The sequence below is a fragment of the Cyclobacterium sp. 1_MG-2023 genome, from assembly GCF_030546805.1.
GTDB lineage: Bacteria > Bacteroidota > Bacteroidia > Cytophagales > Cyclobacteriaceae > Cyclobacterium.
In genome coordinates, this window is record NZ_JAUOPC010000002.1 from 23077 (window position 1) to 46522 (window position 23446).

Annotated in this window: 20 protein-coding genes; 17 read left to right on the forward strand and 3 right to left on the reverse strand. The window is 36.6% G+C overall.

Features of this window, described 5'->3' with window-relative positions; genetic code table 11:
• The first annotated feature begins 27 nt into the window (after positions 1 to 27).
• The 14 genes from Q4534_RS02460 (at position 28) to Q4534_RS02525 (ending at position 16703) form a co-directional block, all read left to right on the forward strand.
• Entirely contained in the window at positions 28 to 2649 is a 2622-nt protein-coding gene (locus tag Q4534_RS02460) for an SLBB domain-containing protein (RefSeq protein WP_303611587.1), read from the forward strand.
• Between the two features lie 228 nt (positions 2650 to 2877).
• A complete protein-coding gene (locus Q4534_RS02465) occupies positions 2878 to 4332 on the forward strand; it encodes a lipopolysaccharide biosynthesis protein (RefSeq protein ID WP_303611588.1) in 1455 nt (484 codons plus the stop codon).
• Between the two features lie 2 nt (positions 4333 to 4334).
• Complete coding sequence (locus Q4534_RS02470; protein WP_303611589.1) at positions 4335 to 5750, forward strand: acyltransferase; 1416 nt, start codon at positions 4335 to 4337, stop codon at positions 5748 to 5750.
• 6 nt (positions 5751 to 5756) lie between these two features.
• Entirely contained in the window at positions 5757 to 6644 is an 888-nt protein-coding gene (locus tag Q4534_RS02475) for a glycosyltransferase family 2 protein (RefSeq protein WP_303611590.1), read from the forward strand.
• Position 6645: 1 nt separating this feature from the next.
• Positions 6646 to 7551: a glycosyltransferase family 2 protein gene (locus Q4534_RS02480; protein WP_303611591.1), complete on the forward strand. Its 906-nt coding sequence runs from the start codon at positions 6646 to 6648 to the stop codon at positions 7549 to 7551.
• 11 nt (positions 7552 to 7562) lie between these two features.
• Positions 7563 to 8693, forward strand: a complete 1131-nt coding sequence (locus Q4534_RS02485; RefSeq protein ID WP_303611592.1) for a Wzz/FepE/Etk N-terminal domain-containing protein — start codon at positions 7563 to 7565, stop codon at positions 8691 to 8693.
• Positions 8686 to 9642: a glycosyltransferase family A protein gene (locus tag Q4534_RS02490; protein WP_303611593.1), complete on the forward strand. Its 957-nt coding sequence runs from the start codon at positions 8686 to 8688 to the stop codon at positions 9640 to 9642. Before Q4534_RS02485 ends, Q4534_RS02490 begins: the two co-directional genes overlap by 8 nt.
• 10 nt (positions 9643 to 9652) lie before the next feature.
• Complete coding sequence (locus Q4534_RS02495; RefSeq protein ID WP_303611594.1) at positions 9653 to 10840, forward strand: O-antigen ligase; 1188 nt, start codon at positions 9653 to 9655, stop codon at positions 10838 to 10840.
• A gap of 1 nt (position 10841) precedes the next feature.
• Positions 10842 to 11708 (forward strand): glycosyltransferase family 2 protein, encoded by an 867-nt coding sequence (locus tag Q4534_RS02500; RefSeq protein ID WP_303611595.1) that lies wholly within the window; start codon positions 10842 to 10844, stop codon positions 11706 to 11708.
• Positions 11708 to 12205 (forward strand): PssD/Cps14F family polysaccharide biosynthesis glycosyltransferase, encoded by a 498-nt coding sequence (pssD, locus tag Q4534_RS02505; protein ID WP_303611596.1) that lies wholly within the window; start codon positions 11708 to 11710, stop codon positions 12203 to 12205. The genes Q4534_RS02500 and pssD overlap by 1 nt, the downstream gene beginning before the upstream one ends.
• A complete protein-coding gene (gene pssE / locus Q4534_RS02510) occupies positions 12202 to 12681 on the forward strand; it encodes a PssE/Cps14G family polysaccharide biosynthesis glycosyltransferase (protein ID WP_303611597.1) in 480 nt (159 codons plus the stop codon). Before pssD ends, pssE begins: the two co-directional genes overlap by 4 nt.
• Positions 12682 to 14361, forward strand: coding sequence for a capsule assembly Wzi family protein (locus tag Q4534_RS02515; protein WP_303611598.1), 1680 nt, complete (start codon positions 12682 to 12684; stop codon positions 14359 to 14361).
• Between the two features lie 882 nt (positions 14362 to 15243).
• A complete protein-coding gene (locus Q4534_RS02520; RefSeq protein WP_303611599.1) occupies positions 15244 to 15450 on the forward strand; it encodes a hypothetical protein in 207 nt (68 codons plus the stop codon).
• An 86-nt stretch (positions 15451 to 15536) separates the two neighbouring features.
• Positions 15537 to 16703: a glycosyltransferase family 4 protein gene (locus tag Q4534_RS02525; protein WP_303611600.1), complete on the forward strand. Its 1167-nt coding sequence runs from the start codon at positions 15537 to 15539 to the stop codon at positions 16701 to 16703.
• 240 nt (positions 16704 to 16943) lie between these two features.
• Here Q4534_RS02525 and Q4534_RS02530 read toward each other — a convergent pair whose 3' ends face one another.
• Entirely contained in the window at positions 16944 to 17831 is an 888-nt protein-coding gene (locus Q4534_RS02530) for a hydroxypyruvate isomerase family protein (protein WP_303611601.1), read from the reverse strand.
• 491 nt (positions 17832 to 18322) lie between these two features.
• On the opposite strand from Q4534_RS02530, the gene Q4534_RS02535 reads away from it, so the two are divergent.
• Positions 18323 to 19525, forward strand: a complete 1203-nt coding sequence (locus Q4534_RS02535; RefSeq protein ID WP_303611602.1) for a Gfo/Idh/MocA family protein — start codon at positions 18323 to 18325, stop codon at positions 19523 to 19525.
• Here Q4534_RS02535 and Q4534_RS02540 read toward each other — a convergent pair.
• Together Q4534_RS02540 and Q4534_RS02545 are read right to left on the reverse strand one after the other, a co-directional pair.
• Entirely contained in the window at positions 19471 to 20409 is a 939-nt protein-coding gene (locus Q4534_RS02540; protein WP_303611603.1) for a glutamate--tRNA ligase family protein, read from the reverse strand. The two genes, Q4534_RS02535 and Q4534_RS02540, sit on opposite strands and share 55 nt — an antisense overlap.
• Positions 20406 to 21089 (reverse strand): spheroidene monooxygenase, encoded by a 684-nt coding sequence (locus Q4534_RS02545; RefSeq protein WP_303611604.1) that lies wholly within the window; start codon positions 21087 to 21089, stop codon positions 20406 to 20408. Before Q4534_RS02545 ends, Q4534_RS02540 begins: the two co-directional genes overlap by 4 nt.
• A 361-nt stretch (positions 21090 to 21450) precedes the next feature.
• Between Q4534_RS02545 and Q4534_RS02550 the strand changes: the two genes are divergently transcribed.
• A complete protein-coding gene (locus Q4534_RS02550) occupies positions 21451 to 22611 on the forward strand; it encodes an MFS transporter (RefSeq protein ID WP_303611605.1) in 1161 nt (386 codons plus the stop codon).
• A 120-nt stretch (positions 22612 to 22731) separates the two neighbouring features.
• Positions 22732 to 23424: a phosphoadenylyl-sulfate reductase gene (locus Q4534_RS02555; protein ID WP_303611606.1), complete on the forward strand. Its 693-nt coding sequence runs from the start codon at positions 22732 to 22734 to the stop codon at positions 23422 to 23424.
• Positions 23425 to 23446 lie beyond the last annotated feature (22 nt).

A 23446-nucleotide genomic window follows, 5' to 3' on the forward strand; every position in this document is an offset into this window, starting at 1 on the left:
CTTCCTTTAAATTAAAGAATCCTTAAAATGATCAGTAAATTCATTCATAACTTAAGATTTTCACCAATAATACTTCTTCTTTTTGTTGGTTCAATAGGTTATAGCCAGTCTATTCAAGACATACAAAACCTTAAAGTAGACGAGCTTTCAGATGCTCAGATAGAGCAATTGATAAAACGCGCAGAATCTTCCGGTATGAATGAAGTTCAACTGGAAGCCATGGCCAGGGAGAAAGGTATGCCGGCAACTGAGATTGCTAAACTACGGCAGCGTATTGAATCCTTAAAGTCCGGGAATAATGAAGAAGCAGCCGGTAGAAGTACCGGAAGAAATAGTCAGAGAGAGGTAGTGGATGCAGACCAGCAACAAAATGTTTTTGATAGCTTAAGGAAAGCTGATCCTTATTATGACCTCAGTCCTCAACAAAAAAAGATTTTTGGCTATACTTTGTTTCACAATCAAGAATTAAATTTCAATCCTAATTTAAATATACCTACACCTGAAAGTTATATACTCGGGACAGGGGATCAGATTTTGGTAGATGTTTATGGTGCCTCTCAGGCTGCCTTTGATATGACAGTTTCCCCTGAAGGTAAAATCTTAATTCCAAATGTTGGTCCTGTAAATATTGGTGGTTCCAGTGTGGAAAGTGCTAGGTTAAGGGTAAAGAACGCTTTAGGGCAAATTTATTCAGGATTGAAAGGGGCGAATCCAAATACATTTTTACAATTACGAGTGGGGAATATAAGGAGCATTCAGGTGACCATGGCCGGAGAATTGAACAAGCCGGGAACCTATACTTTGCCTTCCTTTGCCAATGTTTTCAATGCCCTTTATTTGGCAGGTGGACCAAATGAAATTGGTTCGTTTAGAAATATCCAGGTTTATAGAGACAGCAAATCTGTAGGACAGGTGGATGTGTATGATTTTTTGGTGAATGGAAACCAGAAGGGGAATATTGTTTTACAAGACAATGATGTAGTGATCGTACCCCCTATTCAGACAAGGGTGGAACTGGAAGGCCCGGTCCGCCGATCTGGACTATTTGAAGTTAAGGGGGATGAAAATATTCATGATTTATTGACATTTGCAGGAGGTTTCAAAAGCGAGGCCTACAAGGAGCTTATAACAGTTAAAAGAACGACCAATCAAAATTTAAGAGTGGATAATATTTTCAACAAAGATTTTGATTCCTTTTCTATCAAGGATGGAGATTTGTTTGTGGTAGGTAGTATACTTGAAAGGTATGACAACAGGGTTCAAGTTTCTGGGGCTGTTTTCAGGCCCGGTGAATTTGCTATTACTGATGAGATGACTGTACGGTCACTTGTAGAGATTGCAGGAGGTCTTCGAGGAGATGCCTTTTCTGAAAGAGCCACATTATACAGAACAAACCCTGATTTTACCATGGAAGTTTTAACCCTGGACTTGGGTGCGATTCTTTCTGGGAATGCAGAAGATGTACCCCTTGTGCGTGAAGATATCTTAAATATTCCAAGTAAATATGATCTGAAAGAAGAGTATTATGTGCAGATTTCGGGGGAAGTAAACAAGACCGGGGTATTCCAGTATGCAAAAAACATGACCGTAGCCGATTTGATTACCAAGGCCAGTGGTTTTAAAGAGTCTGCATCTAGCGCGAATATCGAGATAGCAAGGAGAGTGAAGGGGGAAGTTGGAGGTGAGATTGCAAAAATATTAACGGTTTCTATTGATGAAAACTTAAGAATAAGTGAAGCTGAGAGGGAAATAATTTTAGAACCCTTTGATCATGTATTTGTTAGAAAAAGCCCTGGTTTTCAAGAAGAAAAGATTGTATATGTAGAAGGTGAGGTTTTTTATCCCGGAGGCTTTACCCTTGAAAAAAGAGATGAGAGGATTTCCGATGTCCTAAAGCGGGCTGGAGGACTAAATAATTATGCCTATCCTAAAGGAGCCACACTGATTAGAAGAACAGAGTTTTTTAAAACCAAGACAGAGGAAAACATTAAGCTTGAGCAATTGGAATCATTGCATAGGAATATCATTCGTGAAGATGAGATTGAAAATGCTGAAGCAGAAGGGAAACTTTTAGAAAGGATTGATGATAGAATGGCGCTGCTTATGCATGAGGAGAGAAAAACCAACGAGGAGTTAAAACAGTCCGATAGTATATCCGAAGACAAATATCAATTCTTAGGTGAGGGAGACAGTACGGTAATGGAGGTAGCAACTAGAGATAAAGAGCTAATTGGTATAGATCTTATGAAAATTCTTTCTCAACCTGGCTCTAAGTATGATTTGATATTGCAAGAAGGAGATGTTATAAGTATTCCAAAAGAGCTGCAAACTGTTAGAATGCGAGGAGAAGTACTCTATCCAACTACGGCCAGGTATGACATGTCACGCGGTTTTAGAAATTATATATCAAGGGCCGGAGGTTTTACGGAACAGGCTAGAAAATCTAGAGCTTACGTAGTCTATGCTAATGGAGATGTTCATCGAACCAATAAGTTCTTGTTCTTTAACTTTTTCCCTAAAATAGAGCCCGGAGCAGAGATAATTGTTCCGCAAAAGCCGAAACGTGAACCAATGTCTGTCCAAGCATGGATAGGAATAGCATCAAGTCTTGCAACTTTAGGGATTTTGATAGACCGACTGTCTAATTAGCAAGTTTGTGTTTCACCCTTTCCAATCCATAATTGATAAGGGAGCCTGGAGGAATAGACCTGGTTTCACGATAAATTGTGTAGGATTATTTAGAATGGTCAACCGTATTTTAAAGGAAAAAAGGGAATGGGTAAAGCATTTTTTCTTAATCCTAAATGGCTTTTTGAAAAAAATGAAGCGGGTATCATTGCAAACCTGAAATTTAAATTTAACAAGCGTTAATTTCTTTTGAGCAAATTAAAAAAGCAAGCCTTAACCGGCGTGATTTGGAATGGTATTCAATTAGTGATCAACCAGTCCTTTGGATTTATTATCAAACTGGTTTTGGCAAAGTTACTTTTCCCGGAGCAGTTTGGGCTTGTGGGGATGGCTACAGTATTTACTGGATTCGTTCAAGTATTCAATGACCTCGGTATAGGAGCAGCATTGATACAAAGGAAAGATGAAGATTTAAAGCCTGTTCATTATCACACAGCATTTTGGACAGGAGTTGGTTGGTCTATTTTAATGTATTTAATAATGGCCTTTGTTGTAGGCCCATTAGCCACCCAGTTTTACGATGAGCCTCTTTTAGAAAAATTGGTACCTGTTTTAGGTTTAGGGGTCCTGTTTAGTCCAGTTAACCTTATCCATAAGGCCCAGCTAACCAAAAAAATGAACTTTAAACGCATGGCGTTTATTGAAAATACGGCAACCATTATTTCTGGAACCTTGGCCTTGCTGTTGGCTTATCTGGGTGCCGGTGTTTGGACGCTTGTCTTCAACGCAATTGCCACCATGGTTTTTGCTATGCCACTCTATTTTATTTCCACAAAATGGCTACCAAAGTTAATCTATGATAAAACTGCATTTAAAGATGTTTTCGGCTTTGGTATATTTACTACAGGAACAAATATTGTAAATTATTTGATTTCAAATGTGGATTATTTACTCATCGGGAAATTTGTTTCCTCAAGTGCACTTGGGGCTTATACCTTTGCCTTTGTGCTTACCAACACATTTAGGGGAAGGTTAATGGCTGTAATGAATAGGGTTTTTTACCCATTATACAGTAAGATGCAGGATAATCCGGACACACTAAAAAAGTACTACCTAAAAGTAGTCAATTACAATAGCGTTGTAATTTTCCCTATTATGGTCTTCTTTATACTTTTGGCAGACCCTGTTATTGTCCGCGTCTTCGGAGAAAAATGGATCGACTCCATAAGTCCTTTGCAGATACTTTCTGCTTCTGTTATGGTACATATGATGGTCAACAGCAATACCTCTTTAATCCGAGGTATAGGGAGGCCTGATCTGGAATTTAAAATTCAATTGGTAAAAGCTATAATATTTGTTCCTGTATTAATTTTAGGAGTGTTGAAATTTGGAATTGTAGGAGCTGCTTATGCAACACTTATTAATAAAGTGATGGCGGTGATAATTGCTCAATATACTTTCAATAATCTATTGAAAATCAAAATTTCAACTTTAGAGTTTTTGAAGGCAGTAAAGGAACCTTGGATAGCCTCATTTATTTCTTTTACAATTTGCTATTCTTTGCTTCATTTCATGGGTTTAAATTATATCGTTACTTCTATCCTCTTTTTCATTTTATATGGTTTGTCAATTTGGTGGCTGATGAAAGCAGAGTTGGCATCTATTATTAAAGAGTTGAAGCAGTTGAAAACGAAAAAAATATGACGATGGATAATTTTTTAAGAAAAGTATATTACCGTTTAGCTCTTTTTGTTTTTTATAAATTTAGGGCAGCTTCCAATTGGTTTTATAAAGAGAAATTGAGAAGGGAAAGCTTTATTGTAGGAAACGGGGTAAGGATAAATGGGAAGGCTGAAATAGTTTATCCCAGAGGACTGACCTTGGGGAACAATGTACATTTGGGTAAAGAACTTTATGTAGATGCACGTGCTGGGGTTTCTATAGGAGATCATACCCATATTTCAAGAAGGGTGACAATTTATAGTACCAATCACAATTATGAAGGTCAACTAATTCCTTATGATGATAACCTAGCAGGTAAACCTGTAATCATAAAGGAGGCTGTTTGGATTGGAATGAATGTGTCCATTACTTCCGGAGTTACCATTGGAGAAGGAGCGATAATAGGTATGGGAGCCATAATAAGTAAGGATGTACAGCCCTACGAAATTGTTGTCTCAGCCGGGCAAAGAGTGGTGGGGAAGCGTGATGCGAATACCTTTAAAGAAAAAAATACTCATAATCAATTTGGAGGAGTAAGTGGTAAGCCTCTTCATTCTGATCTCTATAAAGATTTTAAATTAAATCCAATCTCGCAATCAGAATCAGGGTTGGGCATAGTGTTTATTTTATCCACCGGTAGAGCTGGTTCTAATGCACTTGCAAAAATTCTTGAGGATGTACCCGGAGTGTCTGCCTACCATGAACCCATTTATGTTTTCTTAAAAACAATATCCGCCCAATACCTGTGTGGTAAAATAGATAGAGAAACTGCGAAAAACCAAATTTTAGAAATATACAAAGGTTTGTCACTTATTAAGAAGGGAACAATTTATGTTGAGTCGGACCAGAAATCTGTTGCAATTTTGGATATACTCCAAGAAATTTTCCCTAGTGCCAAATACATTTGGTTGATCAGAAACCCATATGCCTTTGCCTTGTCCGCCAGTTCAAGAGGTTGGTTCTCAGATGGGGATAAAATTCAATTTAACTCCAAGGGCACCGCGCTTATAAATCCTAAATTTCATTCTGAAGGATTACGGAATTTTTTAACTTATGGCTCAGGTATACCTGACGAGGAGTTCGATAAATTATCTGTGTTTGATAGAAATGTTTATTATTGGAAAGTTTGGAATGGTAAAATATTTGATTTCTTCAAGGGTCTTTCGGAAGAAAAGAAACTATTCGTTCAATTGGAAGAGTTGGATTTAAGTCTACAAGAGATTAGAAAATTCTTAGGTTTAGGTGAAGAAATAACCCTTAAAAATATTCAAACCAATGAAGTGAGGCGAGGCCATAAAACCAATTATGAAAAAACAAAGGCCAAGTTAAATACCTATATAGATCAATGTAAAGTGGATATTTCTTTAGAATTGGAACAATGGTTTCCTGAAAAAAAATAAAACCTGATGCCTAAGATATCCATTATCGTCCCCGTTTATAATAGAGAGAAATTACTTCCAGAGACGTTGGAAAGTATAAGTAACCAAACTTATACAGATTGGGAATGCGTTTTGGTGGATGATGGATCTACGGATAATAGTTTGCAACTATTACACAACCTGGCCTCTAAAGATTTTAGGCTTAAAGTATATTCTAGGCCGGAGGAGTATAAAAAAGGAGCTCCATCATGTAGGAACTATGGCTATGAATTAGCCACAGGGGAATATATTCAGTTTTTTGACTCTGATGACCTCATGCTACAAGACATGCTAGAAAGGAAAATTACAGTTCTTGAGCAAAACAAGAACAGTCCTTTTGTAGTAGCAAAAATGGGGGAGTTTAATTCTCAGGGAACTTTACCTACTCCCAAATATAACCTGAAAACGCCAACAAATAACCTTTGGAATTTTATGAGGTACCGTGTTTTCTTTTTAACTCCGGGGCCCTTATTCAGAAAAGATTTTCTCGATACTTTTGCTTTAAAGTTTGACACGAGTCTTGAAAGAAGGCAAGAACGGGAGTTTTTTACAAGAATTATGTTAACATCTCCCAATTATTTGGTTATTGATGAGGTTTTGTGTCTTAGGCGAATTCATGATTCTTCAATCAAGAAATTTCATGAAGAGTTATCTAAATTGCAAAAATCTAAATCCAGTTATAACTTTTACCTGAAGCTATCAAAAAATGCCGGTTCAAAATATGCTGGATTACTTTTCAATGCCTATAATGAATTGATCTTTCATTTGATTGTGACCTTTGTAAAGGAAAAATCAATAAAATTTGCATTCAAAGCTACCATTCTTTTTTGTTCCTTGTATTTAAAGAAGACACTATTAAAACAAGTTAATTACTGAAGTGAAGACCAGAGAATCAGAAAAAAGTAAGGATTCATTAGTAGAAGTCTCGGTAATAATCCCAACCTATAAAGATTGGGAAAGATTGAATCTTTGCTTACTTGGATTAAAAAAGCAGAGCTTCCCTTCAAGTAAGTTTGAAGTTATCATAATCAATAATGACCCCACCGACCCAATTCCTGAATTATTGATCGAGGAAGGATGGAAAATAATTGAAGAGAAAAAGCCGGGTTCCTATGCTGCTAGAAACGCAGGCATGGGAATTGCCAAAGGGAATATTTATGCCTTTACGGATTCAGACTGTATTCCTGATCCTAATTGGATTAAAGAAGGGGTACGAGCATTGGAGAGTACTAAGATTCCGAGAGTAGGGGGTAAAATTAACTTGTTTCGCCCTGAAAAGGGAAGCTATTTTGCATTTGTTTACGAAAAGTATTTGGCCTTTCAACAAGAACGAAATGTTAAAGTCTATAAAAAATCAGTTACGGGAAATTTTTTTGCAAAAAAACATCTTTTTGAGCAATATGGAGGCTTTGATGAAGAGTTGATGTCGGGAGGTGATTTTTTTTGGAACCTTCGATTAAGTGAACATGGTGAAAAAATTGCTTTCGCTGAAATGGCTATCATAAATCATCCTTCACGTACATCCTTGTCAGAGATAGCAATTAAGAAAAAACGAACAATTTCAGGTTATTATAAAGAAACATATTCTAAATTTAACTTTGGGGAGAAGTTGCGATTACTATTAAAACGATTAATGCCTCCAATAAATAGGATTAATCATATAGTATATGAGTCAACAATGGATTATTTCCAAGTGCTTTTTATTCGCTGGTATGTTGAGTTAGTAGGTGTCAAGCACTTGATTATGCTACAGTGGAAGGGTGACAAAAATAAAAACAATTAAAATTCCAATTAATGAAAAAGTACATTTCCGGCTTGGATTCATTTATCAAAAAATCCTTTACTCAAGAAGAAATTCTTTTCAAGGAATTGATCAATGAAATTATAGCTTTTAAAAAGTGGATGATTATGGTGATCATTACGGTCTTTTCTTTAGGCTTACTATATATTTTTACGTCATCTGATGAATATTCCACCACATCCAAGCTATTAATGGAGCAGTCAAATGGGCTCAACTCCAAGGCTTTGGGAGGCTTGGCGTCTATTTCGGGCTTAGGTAATTTAGGAATTGGAAACCAAAATACAGAAGCCCTACCTCCAGAATTGATTCCTGAACTTGTACTAGAAAGTGACTTTTTAAAACGTCTTATGTATGAAAAGGTGTACTATGAGGAGGCTGGAGACAGCATTACTTTATTACAATTCGTCAATGATTATGAAAAACATAATTTTTACTATCATTTGTTAAGATTGCCTAGTAAAGTAAAAGCTATTTTTTCAGCCGACAAAAAAGAGGTGATAGAAGACACCATCCAAACTAAAAAAATTGAAGAAGAGGCCATTTTAGCCTTTGACTCCAGAGAAAGAAAGACCATTGCTCAATTAAAAAAGCGGATTGAGGTAGAGAAAGAAGAACGTTTATTGGTAATTCAAACCAAAATGCCGGAACCATTGGCCAGTGCTCAGTTCAATGAGGTTTTAAGCAGACTTCTCAAAGAGTATTTAACTAATATAATATTAGATAAGGATGTCCAGAATTTTGAGTTTATAAAAGAGCGTACCCATGAAGCTAAAAATAGGGTGGAAAAAACGCAAATGAAATTGGCAAACTTTAGAGATAGCAATAGGGGAATCAACTCCCAGTTGTTAAAAACCGAAGAAGACAGACTTTTGGCTGATTTCAATCTTGAGTTTAGCCTTTATAACTCACTGGCCCAACAAATGGAGCAAGCTCGAATCAAAGTACAAAATGCTACGCCCCTTATGACCGTATTCCAGAAACCTCAATTGCCTACCTCACCAAGTGAACCGAAGATTGTTTTATTAAGTATTGCATTTTTGGTTTTGGGTGGAATTATCGGAGTATTGTTCTTTTTTGGACTATTGATTTTAAGAATGCTAATGATACATTTTACAAATGTTTAGTGTAATAATTCCCATATTTAATAAATTCCCACACTTAGATCGTTCGATTAATTCGGTCTTGAATCAAAAGTTTAAGGATTGGGAACTACTTCTAGTGGATGATGGCTCTACTGATGGTAGTTTGGAGAAAGCCAAATCTTTTTCAGATGAAAGAATTCAGGTATTCCAAAGAAATGAACCAGGCCCGGGAGGGTATGCTGCTAGAAATTTAGGTATATCCAAAGCCAAATATGATTGGGTTGCATTTTTGGATGCTGATGATGAATGGTTGGAAAATCATTTGTTAAACTTTTGTGAGCTTATTGATCATCAGTCTGGGGCTAAAATAGTTTCCAGCTCCTGGACGGATAATTTTGAAGGAAATAAGGAAGGAAGGTTCTTTCCCAACAGTTACCACAAAAAACACCAAGCAAAAGGAATACATGAAATTGAGCTCAAGTCTTATTTAAAGAATAGTATCAATGGAGCCCCTCCTTTTTGGACAGGAGCTGTTGGTTTTCGCAAAGATCTCCTTACTGAAATTGGTGGTTTCCCTGAAGGAAGATGTAAAAGGGGAGGTGATGTAGATACTTGGTTAAGAGCAATTTTTTATGGAAAATTGGCCATTTGGTCTCCAGAACTAACTGTTGTTTACCACAGAGATTCTGTCAATATGGTGACAAAGGTTGAGGGATTTGAAATAGGCTGTGAAGCGACTACGGTTAAACAATTGGCCTCCTTAACCAAAGACAAACAAATCAAAAGACTTTTATTTCAATTTCTTAATGCTAGGGTTGTAAGTAGATGGTTACAAACTTTAAGGGTTGGAAAAAACCCGGATCCATTATGGGGTAAAGTAAAATGGAAGTACCTTACTAGAAAAGGGTTTGCTATTGCATTTTGGTCTATTCTTCCCACAGCTATTACCCAGCAATTGTACCGTTTGGCGAGCAAAGCTAAATATGATTAATTAGAATCAATTGAAATTTCAACTACCAAATAGCATTCAATTAAAAGAAATCCAACAATGGGATTTCTTTTCTGTCTTAATAATGGTTCTGCTTTTTATGAGAATTCTCGTAGACAGGTCGGGTTTTGGAGCTGTTATTGGGCTAGTCTTGCTTGGATGTTTTTTTCTATTGTTTGTGTTTAAGTTAAGGTTGCCTAAATACCTCTTACTTTATTCCTCCTTGTTTTTTCTTTTAGTAGGTTATGCAGCTACCAATGCCGTCTTAATACATAATGAGCCAATATTTACTATTCGGGGAGTAATTCGTTACTTTTCCTATTTTGCTGTATTTATTGTGGCTTATTACAGCAAGGTTTCTTTTAAGCAAATTTTCTTGTTGTATACAGTTATCGTTTTAATTGAGAGTGGGTTGGCAGTAGTCCAGTTTTTGTTTTTTGGGAAGGCAAGGCCAAGTGGGACATTTATCAATTCAAATCACTTTAGTTATTTTTTAGTACCCTATTTCTCCATTTTACTGATCGTCTATAAAAGTTACATTCCGGCCTTTTTTGTCTTTCTATTATCAGCCTTTCTAGGGGGAATGGGAGGAGTTATTAGTTTGCTTTTGGTTCTCTTCCTTTTCTTATCTCATTATGCCAGAAGATGGCAAAAATTAGTGGCCATTCTTCTCTTTCCTGTTTTTATTGCAGGAGCGGGTTTTTTAATGCAAAATAGAGTTAAAGAATTAACGGATGTTACTGCTGTTTCAGAGCGATTGGCCGAAAATCAGGCAGGTGGAGGTAGTTCCCTTGTATGGAGGATCGTGACATGGAAACTTATGTACGATGAACTTGTTGAAAAAGATGGATTGTATTCAGGGATGGGCTTAGAGTATGCTTCACTTGTAAGCCCTTATTTTTTGGAAAGTAGTATAAGGGAACCGCACAATGATTATTTAAGGGTACTGTTGGAGTTTGGTTTGTTTGGGTTTGCACTTTTTTTATATGCCCTTTATTATGGTTTATATAAGTTGAGGAAAAATGCCATCAAACAGAACTCTTCCTATTACTATGCCATATATGCTGCTTTGGCAGCGATTTATTTAGGAATGATTGTTGGTAATATTGTAGTATTGAACACACTTTGGTGGTTACTACTGACGATAATAGCTATCATACATAAAGGAGAAAAGCAAAAAGAATCAAAAGCGTTCGTATAAAATGACAGGAAAACTTGCTATAGTAACACCGGCGAAAAATGAGGCCAAAAATATCCCCAAATTAGTTGGAAGTATGGCTGGGCAAACAAAAAGGCCGGATTTATGGATATTTATAAATGATGGAAGTACAGACAATACAGTTGAAGTATTTGAGGAGGAAATAAAGAAATACAGTGTTGCTTTTGAAAATACTAGTATTCAACTCATCAATTATGAAGATGAAGATCAGTCTTATGCCTTGGGGCCAAAGTATAGCCGAATTATTAAATTTGGACTGAACAAGCTATTATCGCATGAAAAGGAATTTAAATATGAGTATGTAGGGATTCTAGATAGCGATGTATTCCCTGAAAAAGCATATTATGAAATTCTACTAAATAAATTTGAGAATAATCCTAAACTAGGGATTGCTTCGGCATCAAAGCAACAGGAAGATTATGGGAATGAAATTATTACGAGCTATGTAAACAAAAGCTTTGCTCCAAGCGGTTTTAGAGTTTGGCGTAGGGCTTGTTTAGATCAAACCGATTATTCAATCTCCATTTCACAGGATTCTGTTTCTGCTGCTAGAGCCATTATGTTAGGCTGGGAGGTAAAGTCGTTTCCTGACTTAGAAGTGAGCCTTAGGCAACGTGGTGCGAAATTTGGGTTTGAATACTATGGCAAATCGGCCTATATGCGACATGTCCCATATTTATACGTACTAGCCGGAGCTGCAAGAATGTTTCTCTTGGGAAAAAAAGATGATGCAAGGCAATATATCAATGGCTACAAAGAATCAGCTAAAAATAATATAGATAGGATTGAAGACCCCTTGGCAATAAAATACTTCAAAAATAGGTTCTTTTATAAACTACTGGGCAAATAATGAAACCTAAAGTTATTCTTTTGATTTATGGTTCAGGAGGTCATAAGGCTCAGATGGAGAAGTTGTTAATTAAAATCAACAAAGAGTATGAAGAAGGGGGAGTGAGCTTTATTGGCATTACTGAAAGTGAAGCATCAATTCTTCATCCAGATATTATTGAGACCTTCGAACAGCCACCATTTAGAAATAAGTATTTTTCTTTTATAAATCTTTTTAGCATTCCGCGGAAATATTATAATTTTATTTCGTGTTTTTCTAAGATTAATAAGAAATATAAAGTGCTTTCTGTGATTTCAACAGGTCCTGGATTGGCCATTCCTTTTTCTCTTTTATTTAAAATAAAGAAAACAAAAATAGTTTTTATTGAAACATGGTCACGATTTGAAACCCAGTCTTATGCTGGAAAAGTGATGTACAAAATTGCCGATAAATTCTATATTCAAAACAGGTCTTTATTTAAGTTTTACCCTAAAGCCATCTATTCGGGATTATTATGAAAATTTTGGTTACTGTAGGAACAACCAGGTTTGACTCCTTAATTAGGTATTTGGATGAAACATTTGCCGGATTAGCCTATGAATTCACCTTTCAAATAGCGGACGGGAAATACAAACCAATTAATTTTCCCTATTTTAGATTTAGCGCTGATATTAAAACTTATTATGAAGCTTCGGATTTGGTGATTTGCCATGCAGGGGCGGGTACTATTTATAAATTACTTGAGATAAAAAAGAAAATAATCATTGTACCAAATACCGAAAGAGTCGATAATCATCAGTTAGATATAGCGGGTTATATGGCCTCCAATGGGTATGCTATTTCCGTACAAGAATTCACTGAATTAGCAGAAGGGATAAAAAAAGCAAGTGTTGCTGAAATGAAAGTTTTTGAAAAACATGATTTTGATAAAACCCTGGAAATTATTTCTTTTTGTATGGGAGATCTTGAAAACAAGAAAATCAGGAATAATTAAATGATAGAGAATTACCAATTACAAAGGTGGCTGATTATCCTGCTCTTTTTTTTCTGGATAAATAATGCTTTCTCCCAGAATTTCGCCCCTGGCACAGCTATTTTTGAAGAGTATGGCAGGCGAAGACAATTGCTGGTAGATGGATTGGATTCGCTTAAACAGGAAGGCTTAAGGCCTGACCTTTCAGTTCAATCCTTGTTCTTATCTCCTCAAAAAAAGTCTGAAAGCCAGATAAGCTATACTGTGTTTCCAATACAGTCAACCATGCTTTATAACAATAAAAGGCCTTATGGGTATGGTGGATTTGGTATGCACAATGGAAGAGGGTACGAACAATTTATAAGTGCAGGAGTTTATGGTAGACTTGGATTTTTACACCTTCAATTGCAACCTGAATTCGTCTTTGCACAAAACAAAAGTTACCAAGGGTTCGGTAGCGATTTTCCCAGTCAGGTTTTAAAAGACAGGTTTCATTATTGGAATAGAAATGACAAGCCGGAATTACTCGCAAAAGGGAATTCCAGCAGGACATGGTGGGGCCAATCTAGTCTAACTGCACGGTTTGGAGGTTTTGAAACGGGGATTTCCACCCGTACTATATGGTGGGGACCGGGACAATGGAGTTCTTTGACATTTTCCGGTAATGCTGAAAGTTTCCCTCACCTTACCTTAAACTCCCACCGTCCCCTAAAAACCTTTTTGGGACATTTTGAAGGACAATTGATCTTGGGTAGGTTAGAAAGTTCAAGAATGGCAGCCTCACAAGATGAGGAGCTTAATGAATTGTATTTTCTTCCACTAGATGACGATTGGAGGTATTTGAATGCCATTAATATAAGTTATCAACCAAAATGGGTTCCCGGTTTATATTTAGGATTTATTCGAACATTTCAACAGTACAGCGCCAAACAAGGAAACCAATTCCGAGATTATTTCCCAATTTTTGATGCTTTCCAAAAAAAGGGATTTTTTGAAGACGGAAACTCCGTGGCCTTTGATAGCGAGGCCAGAGACCAGCAAGCAACCCTGTTTTTCAAATTCCTAAATAAGAAGGCACAGTTTGAAATATATGGGGAGTATGGCAGAAGAGACCATGCCTTGACTTGGAGGGATGCCATACTGAATCCCGAACATTCTCGTGCCTATTTAATAGGTTTTCAAAAACTAGTAAGCCTTGCCAAGGAAAATTCCTACCTGCAAATCCGAAGTGAGATCCTCCATCAACAGGAATCTGTTAATAGATACATCCGGTATGAAGGCCTTGGTGGAAGAACTTCTTGGGCTGCACATTATCAAGTAAGAGGTTTTACCAATAGAGGAAAAGCCTTAGGTTCAGGGATTGGTACCGGTAGTAATAGCCAAACTTTTGAGGTGGCCTTTGTTGAAGATTTCAACAAACTGGGGATAATGGTGGAACGGATAGCCAACCATCAAGACTTTTATTATCGTGCATTTGGTCAGAATAGCGAGATGTTGCCTTGGATCGATTTTACAGTGGGTATTCTGGCCAATAAAAAATGGAAAAACTTTTTGTTAGGGTCTCAATTCCAATTGGTGAATAGCACAAATTATCAATGGCAAAGTGAATTATCTACTTCCGAATTATTTCCTAAAGGAAAAGATATGCTTTCTTTTCATGGGAAAATCCATTTGGTGTATTTAATAGGGGCCAACAAATAAAAATCTAATTTCCTTTTTATTTTAAAGAAGGGTAATAAATATTTTGATTACAGAAAGCGAAGGTTTTATAAAGAGGCATTTTGGTTAAGTGTGATTAGATAAAGGAGAAGAAGTAATAAGGCTAGATAGCATTACTGATTTTACATCTTAATTCTTTTCAGTGATTGATTTAATGGAACAGGTATTTACCCAAATAAAATTCACTATGGGTGAGCACTTAATGAATATTTCCGCTCCAAATCACATTTTTTATAAATTTAATTTAAAATATAAAAAAGGTTTAGATAAGCTTTTCAAAGAATTATGTTTTCCTAAAGGGAAGAAATTCTGATTGCTTAGGCTGGTTTACGGTACTACCCGATAAATATGAAAGTCTATTCCCTGTCAATCAGTACAAAGGTTGAAATAGGGTGGAGCCCTAACGACACAATAATATAGGGTATTTAAACTATGCATTTTACGCTTCTATTTTTGGTTTAAATACTGAAAGACTATTTCCACCCCGCAAATTGAAAATCTTCCGGTTTCTGCAACTTCCATTAAACCAATCGAACTAATAGAGGATAGTTGTAATAATATTATTTAACTGTATATCAAATGTTTATGGTTTTTATCTATGTATGGGCGTTGGGGTAGACAAGGTATGGCACTATTTCTGTTTATTAGAACTATAAATATGGGAAAACAGCTATATGTTTTCAATTAGAAAAAAGCACTGAGATTTCGGCTTTATTGATGACGTAGTAATAGGCGTATTAAAAGTTTTGGATAATACTGGGGAAGCTGATTCTAATTGGCTCCTAAATAAAGGGAGTATAGTAAATCTAAAGTGCCTTATGCGATTTATAATATAATACTATTGGTAACTTCAGGCCAAACTGTTTGCCGGATGTTATATTAGAAATAGAAAAGCAACTTGATTTGAAAGCCAATTTAAATTTACTTCCTTTGCTATCTGGGGATGTTGTGAAAACCTGTGTGGAGGCCATTAAAACGAAAGAGAAAAATTTAGGTTATAAGCCAGATACACAGTTAAGTTACGGTGTAACTCTATTTGTAGATTGGATTAGAAACTATTATAAAGTGTAAGCGTTAATGATTTTTTTATGAAATTTTATAGAGTAATTATAATATTGTAAGATGCTTATGTGTATTTTTGTCAAAATCCTTTTACTATGAACATTTTTCTGGCAACAGTAACTTCATTTTTCTTTGGTTTTTTAATGACTCCTGTTCTGATTTTGATTCTTAAAAAAATCAATTTTACTGAGACTCCAGGCGGGAGGAGGATTCATGCAGGAAAGATTCCGTCAATGGGGGGTATTGCTATTGTGTTTGCTACTTTTGTGGGCTTGTTTGCTTGGTTAAGTTTTGATCAGATTGTTGAAACCCGTTATTTTTTAGTTGCCTTAGCGATTATGTTCTCGGTTGGTTTAAGAGATGATCTTATCGAGTTAACTGCCGTGCAAAAGTTGATAGGGCAATCCATACCTGCTTTTTTTGTAATCGTAATGGCTGATATTAGGATTTCCAGCTTGTATGGTTTTATGGGAATATATGAAATTCCCTATCTTATTAGTGTTGGAATAACTTTTTTTGCCATTTTAGCACTAACCAATTCCTTTAACTTAATTGATGGGGCGGACGGTTTAGCCGGTTCCCTTAGCTTAGTAACCTTAAGCATTCTTGGTTTTTGGTTTTATACTGCCGGAATGATTTCTTACAGCCTAATCTCCTTTACTTTGGTAGGGGGAATTTTGGCTTTTCTGGTGTTTAATTGGCACCCTGCTAAAATCTTTATGGGAGATACCGGATCCTTAAGTGTGGGGTTTTGTCTTACCGTATTGGTGATCTTATTTGTAGACAAAACAGGTTTAATGGCTCCTTGGGAGGGATTGAAGTTAAATGCACCTTTTTCAGCCGGATTAGCTTTCTTGATTGTCCCGGTTTATGATACTGTCAGAATATTTATTAAAAGGACTAAAAATGGTAAATCTCCATTGAAGCCTGATAAAAGCCACGTTCATCATTTTTTACTAAGAATGGGATTACAACATGATCAAGTTTCCTTGATTTTAGTGGTTGTGAAGTTGACTTTTATATCAATTGTGTTTTTTGGTTATGCATTAAATGATCATATTTTGCTTCCTATACTTGTATTAATTGCTACAACTTTAGGGATATGGATGGACAAGAAAACGTTACAAAAAGTTAAAGATAACTGTAAGAAAGCACCTTTAATTTCCGGGGAAAATTATACTCGGAAAAAGAGGAAGCAAGCGAAGAGAAAACCTTCCATTGAAAAAAATATATTTACAGACAATAAAATTAATATGAACTGAGAAATCTCTCTTAGGACAAAAAAGGCGTTGTTAATCAACGCCTTTTTTATGCCTGTATTTTTCAAAACTGGGTGGTGATATAGATAGTCACTTGCATATTTTGAGATAATTCACGAAATTCTATTCATCTTTAGAAACCTTAAAACCATTTATCCATCCGAAAAATTGCTGATGGATGATCTTACTCATTTTGCCAATACGCATATTTATGACGCTCTACTTTTTCCAGATATATTTTATTCAAACATCGCAGATTTCTACTCCTTGCTGTAGTGAAGCCAATTTATCAGGTCTTTTTGGAATAAATTCCTGGCCGATATAGCCTGTATATCCGGTGGCCAATATGGCTTTAACAATAGCTGGGTAATAAAGCTCTTGACTCTCATCTATTTCATTGCGGCCGGGGACTCCACCAGTATGGTAATGGGAAATATATGGATGAGATTCTTTAATGGTGGCTATTACATCTCCTTCCATAATTTGCATATGGTAGATGTCATACAATAGTTTCATGTTTTCGCTAGCTACCTCCTTACATAAAGCCACTCCCCATGCTGTGTGATCGGCTTGGTAATCCTTGTGGTCTACTTTGCTGTTAAGTAGTTCCATGCACATAATTACACCATGTTTTTCCGCGATTGGCATGATTTTCTTTAAACCCATCGCGCAATTTTTTAAACCCAATTCATCATCCAATCCATTTCTGTTGCCAGAAAAGCAGATAATCTGCTTGTGTCCTGCTGCTGCCACTTTAGGTATGACTTCAGTGTAACTTTCAATCAATTCATCGTGTAGTTCAGGATTGTTCCACCCCCTTTCAATTCCCAATCCTGCGCCCCATGGCATTGCACAATCTAGTCCATATTTAGAAAGTATTGGCCACTCATCCGGCCCTGCCAATTCAATGGATTTCAACCCGATTTCTACTGCTGCTTTACAAAGGTCTTCAAAGGCAATGTCATTGTAACACCACCTACAAACAGAATGATTGACATTGCCCTTTAAGCCTTCAGGTAAGCTTGATTCTGCCGCCGCTAGCCTGTTTGATAATGATGGGGCAAGCAAACCTGCAAGTCCCGTTCCTGCCATTTTTTTTAGCACACTTCTTCTTGGGTTAGTATTTTTCATGGGTTCAATTGGTTTATTGTTAAGCAATTTAGGAGGATTAATGTAAAGTATTAAATTTGATGGTCATCTTTCTTTCATCTTTTACTACACATTTATAGTTGAAGCGTGATTTTGAAATCGTTTAAATAATAATTCTACCAAATAGGGGTCGTTCAACACTTTTGTATTAAGTTTCAGATAAGCTTAGTCTACTGTCGTTTATTGTTTGTAAATCAATAGTATATCGCATAATTTATCAAATATTCTTGCCCTTTATTAGGTCTTCATTTTCCGTTTGTGCAATATGGTGTTTGGATTAATTCTCAGTTTGCTATATTTAAATGTTTATAATCTTTGTGAATACAGTATTTACTTAATGAAGGTTCCGGATTAAAAAATGCAATAGTAAAGTGTGTCAATTTTTTATTAAAGGACAATTATTCCTTTTTATCTATTCTGGCTTTATGGCAATTTTTTAATTCAAACTTAATTTTATTTTACCAATTGACACTGTGAAAAGAAGACAATTTATTCAGAAAACAGGCCTTTTTACCGGCTTTGTAGGCCTAGGTCCCTTTCATGCATTTTCCTCCGACTTGTTAGCTACCGAGAAAGTGCGAATAGGAATAGTGGGTGGAAGGTTTGGCGCCTCATTTCAATTTCATGAACACCCAAACTGCATTGTAGAAGCTGTTAGTGATCTTCGGGAGGATAGAAGAAGTCATTTAAAGAAAACTTACAGATGCGAAAAGGCGTACAATTCCCTTGCTTTACTGTTAAAGGACCCCAATATAGATGCCGTTTTTCTTGCAACACCTGCTCCCGATCATGCCAAACATACCCTAGCTAGTTTAAAAGCCGGGAAACACGTGATGTGTGCCGTACCATTGGGGATGACTATTGAGGAATGCCGGGAAATAAAAGAAGCCGTTTTAAGTACCGGGAAAAACTTTATGATGGCAGAAACCAGTGTGTACATGCAAGGGACCATTACCGCTAGAAAGTTTTATGAAGAAGGTCGTTTTGGAGAGATTTTTAGCGCTGCTGCAGAATACAATCATCCGGGATTGGAAGTTCTTTGGTTTGAAAACGGAAAGCCTACCTGGCGCCATGGGTTAGCCCCTATGAACTATCCAACACATTGCACAGCTTTATTGGTAAGCGTGACAGGAGAGAGATTAAAGAAAGTAAGTTGCCTTGGTTATGGAAAAGGGGAGGGCTTATTGGAAAATAACCCTTACAACAACCCATTTTGGAATGAAACCGCATTTTTTCAGACCGATCAAGGGCATCCTTTTAGGGTGGAAGTGAACTGGAAAGGAGCACTAAGAAATGCAGAAAGAGGTGAGTGGCGGGGTGAAAAGATGAGCTTCTACCTACCTACAGGTCATTCCTCGGAGCCTACATTAGTCACCAATGCATCGGAGATGGGGAAGGATGATGCAGGTTTTGAACATACCAGAAATAAAGTAGCACCTTATGAAATTACCAAGTGGTGGGAAACCGATATGCTTCCAGAGAAAATGAGGCACAACAGTGGTCATGATGGTTCTCATACTTTTCTCACGCACGAATTTATCCAATCCATTGTGGAAGAACGTATGCCCAAAATAAATATATATGAAGCCATGGCTTATACGGTTCCCGGTATTGTGGCGCATCAGTCTGCTTTAAAAGGGGGCGAACTATTGACGATACCTAATTTTGATGATTGATTCATAAGAAGAAGGAATTGAATTGAAAATTCTTCTAAATTGGTTGTTTCATGCGGTAAATTCAACTGATTGCTTATCATACGGTAAATACCTTCTTTTTTTACCCCGGCTTTGATCATTTGACGAATAGCATAACTTCCATTCGATTTGGATAGTTTTTCGCCTTCTTCTTTAATTAATTGATGGTGGTAGAAAATCGTTTGATTAAAAGTCTGCTGCTGTTTCAGCTGGTTTGAAAGGTAAACCTGTGCAATGGTAGAAGGCCAGAGGTCTTTTCCTCTTACTATAAAATCCACATCAAAATAAATATCATCTAACATGGATGCCAATTGGTAACTTGGGTATGCATCCTTTTTTTGGACCATGAAAAAATTCATGGCATCCGGTAATTGATGTGCTTTTTGAGTGTCAGTATATTGGTTGATATAAATTGTTTGACTTAAATCGGTAACTAACCTGAGTGCTGTTTGTTTCTTACCCAAAGGCAAGTCTCGATGAAGGCAAGTGCCTGTATAGTACCTCTTGGAATGATTTTTTAAGAGCGTTTTTCTAGAACAATCGCAGGCGAAGATCAGTTTTTTTTCTTTTAATCCGTGGATATAATCTTTGTAAATAGATAGCCGATTGAGCTGAGAATAATCTTGAATAAATTCCTTGGTGCTCTTGGGGCCTTCATCATAGGGGATTTCCAGAAAGTCTAGTGTATCAAAAATATCCTGAATGTATTCCATCTGCACGCGCTTTTGATCCAAATCATCTATTCGAAGTAGTATTTTGGCGGCATGCTTTTTAGCCAAGCTGGCAGTAATAAGAAATGAAAGTACATTCCCTATATGAAGGTATCCACTAGGGGTTGGTGCCAATCTGGTTTTGGTAATCTTCATGTCTGCGATTCCGGGATTTTGTTAATCTCTATTGGAATAAATCTCGCAAAAAGTTCTTCCTTATACCATTTCTCAATTTTTACCTTTTTGATCACCTCCTTATGTGCAGTTCCATAAGCATAGTCCTCCATTTGCGCTTGACTGTTCCAATAGCTGAAAGTAGCTTGTTCTATTATAGGCCATTCTCCTATCCCCTTTGTAAAGATTAGTCCGGATGCTTTTTCTGCAGATCGGCTAGTGTTTGGGGTATATTTCAGAAATCGAAATACTTTGTGGAGTTTTACGCGAGCTCTGGTGATTACCATAATCGGTCCATCGGTTTTCTCATGGCTGGGGTTGAAAGGTTCCTTTCCATACCAAGTTCCATGACTTTGAATACAACGCATCCAATAAGTGAAATTGCTGATGCACTGTTGATTGAACCTAAGATAAGCTTCTGATAAATTAAAATTTCTTGCAGCCTCAACGTCCTCCCAAACCATAAGTAAAGCGTAGGTGGAAAAGTCTGGCTTAAGAGAAAACCCGAATCCTCCTCCGGTACCCATCAATTTAAAAAATTTCTTTCCTTGGACTTTCTTTAATGGTGAAATGGCCAACTGCATTTGATTGAATGCCCACCAACGGTTTCTTTTGGGATATTGGAAAAAGGTGATGGAAACAATTTCCTTATTTTCATTCATGACCAAAAAAGATTGATTATTTTTAATAGGTTAATCTCTTTTAACAATATTAAGCATGTTATAATTGAAACCAATAGCGATCAATCGAAAACTTTTTTGATAATTATTCTGATTAAAAGTATGGCGAGGGCGATTGTGGTACCTGCAATTACGAATTCCATATTATATTTGACTTTTATTTGTGAATGGACAGCAATTGAAATTCGTGGGAATAATCTCAGCAATTCAATGGAATACCATTTAATTTATAAATAACTCAAAAATAGCCATTATAGTTTGTTGAATTGTTCACAAAAAGTTAAAAATGACTTTTGTTATTCATAGACTTTCTGTCTTACCTTTATGAATTATTTAAAATACAATGGTGCAATTAAAAACAAGAAGAATTTCAGCAGGTGCTTTCTTTTTCCTCACAGGATTGTGTTTTTCCTCATGGGCTTCAAGAATCCCTGATTTTCAGCAAAAGTTTGGGCTAAGTGAAGGGCAGTTAGGCTCTGTTCTATTAGGCCTTCCTTTAGGTTCATTACTGGCTTTGCCATTAGCTACTTGGGCTGTGATTAAATTTGGGAGCAAGTCGGTAATAATGGTGGGGCTTTCCCTGTATATTTTGGTGCTGGTAGGTATAGGAATTTCTATGGATGCCTTCTTTTTAACCGTCATGGTTTTCATCTTTGGCATGTTGGGTAATATGATGAATATTTCTTTAAATACTCAGGCACTAAACCTTGAAAAAGATTATGGGAGAAATATTTTAGGTTCTTTACATGGCTTGTGGAGCTTGGCAGGCTTTGCCGGTGCAGGAGTTGGTGGGCTTATGGTTTATTTGTCCTTGTCCCCTTTTCAACATTATACAGTTATATTTTTGCTAGGAATCGTAGTGGTTTTTTCCTTTAGGAAAGGATTTGTGCAGGAAGTAAAAGACAATTCAAGCTCCGTTAAGGGAATGGTTTGGAGAAAACCCGATCAATCATTAATGAAATTGGGAATGATTGGTTTTTGCGGGATGATGTGTGAAGGTTGTATGTTTGACTGGTCCGGTGTATACATGAACAAGGTGGTGCAGGCACCGGCTTATTTGGTCCCTACAGGTTATATTTCCTATATGGGTGCCATGGCCTTAGGAAGGTTTGCTGCAGATAAATTGGCGCATCGATTTGGTATGATGAACGTTTTACAGGGTTCCGGTATATTAATTTTTACAGGGCTGATTTTGTCAATTGCTTTTGCACAGGTAGGCGTTGTTATTGTAGGGTTTTTAATGGTTGGTTTGGGGACTGCAGCCATTGTTCCGCTGTGTTTTAGCCTTGCCGCAAATGCAACCTCTCTTCCCACTGGTATGGCCATTGCAATGGTATCTACCATTTCTTTTTTTGGTTTCTTGCTAGGTCCTCCCTTAATTGGTTTTATTGCCGAATGGACAGATTTGAAAATGTCTTTTGCCTTGATGGCTTTCGTTGGTTTGATGGTTACCTTTCTTGTTTGGGTAAGTAAAAAAAGTTTTGCTTTAAAGATTGCCTCATAGTGCTTTTTGGTATAAAAAAGTAAGGGTATTGTTTTTTAGATATTAATCACTATTTTTACGAAAATTTAATACCATACCAAATTGGTAGGTTTTGTAGAATAATAATAAAAAACACCTGGCATGCAGGAATCCACTATATCAAAAAAAGTTTATTCAAAGGAAGAAATTAAAGCCCTTAATGAAAAATACAGGGATTTAACAGTAGAAGAACGCGTAAAGCAATTGTATAAGGATTTTGCCCCCGGTGAAGTGATGCTGACAAGTTCCTTTGCGGCTACTTCCGCTTTGTTGTTAAGTGTATTTTCCAAAAGTAATTCAGAGCAAAAAATTTATTTTATCGATACGGGATATCATTTTCCTGAAACTTTGGAATATCGGGAGAAATTAACCGAATTATATGGGTTGAATGTGGAATCGGTAAGTGCAGGAAAAGAAGACCATGATTTTACCAGTAAAAACCAAACGTGGAAGACTGACCCTGAATTGTGTTGTTCCATTAATAAAGTGAAGCCTCTTGAGTTAATCAAGCAAAGGTTTTCTGTTTGGGTTTCAGGTCTAATGAGTTGGCAAAGTGATCATAGGGCTACCTTGGATATCTTTGAAGAACGAGGGGGAATTCTTAAATTTTACCCGCTATTGGATGTGACTGAGGAAGAAAGAGATGAGTACATCAACAAACATAAGTTGCCTTTTCATCCTCTGATAGCATTTGGCTACCATTCTATTGGATGTAAACACTGTACTGTTCCCGGAGAAGATAGAAGTGGGAGATGGAACAATAGTCCGAAGACTGAATGTGGTTTGCACCTTTAAGCCTGCCTTACCTCTCTAATTG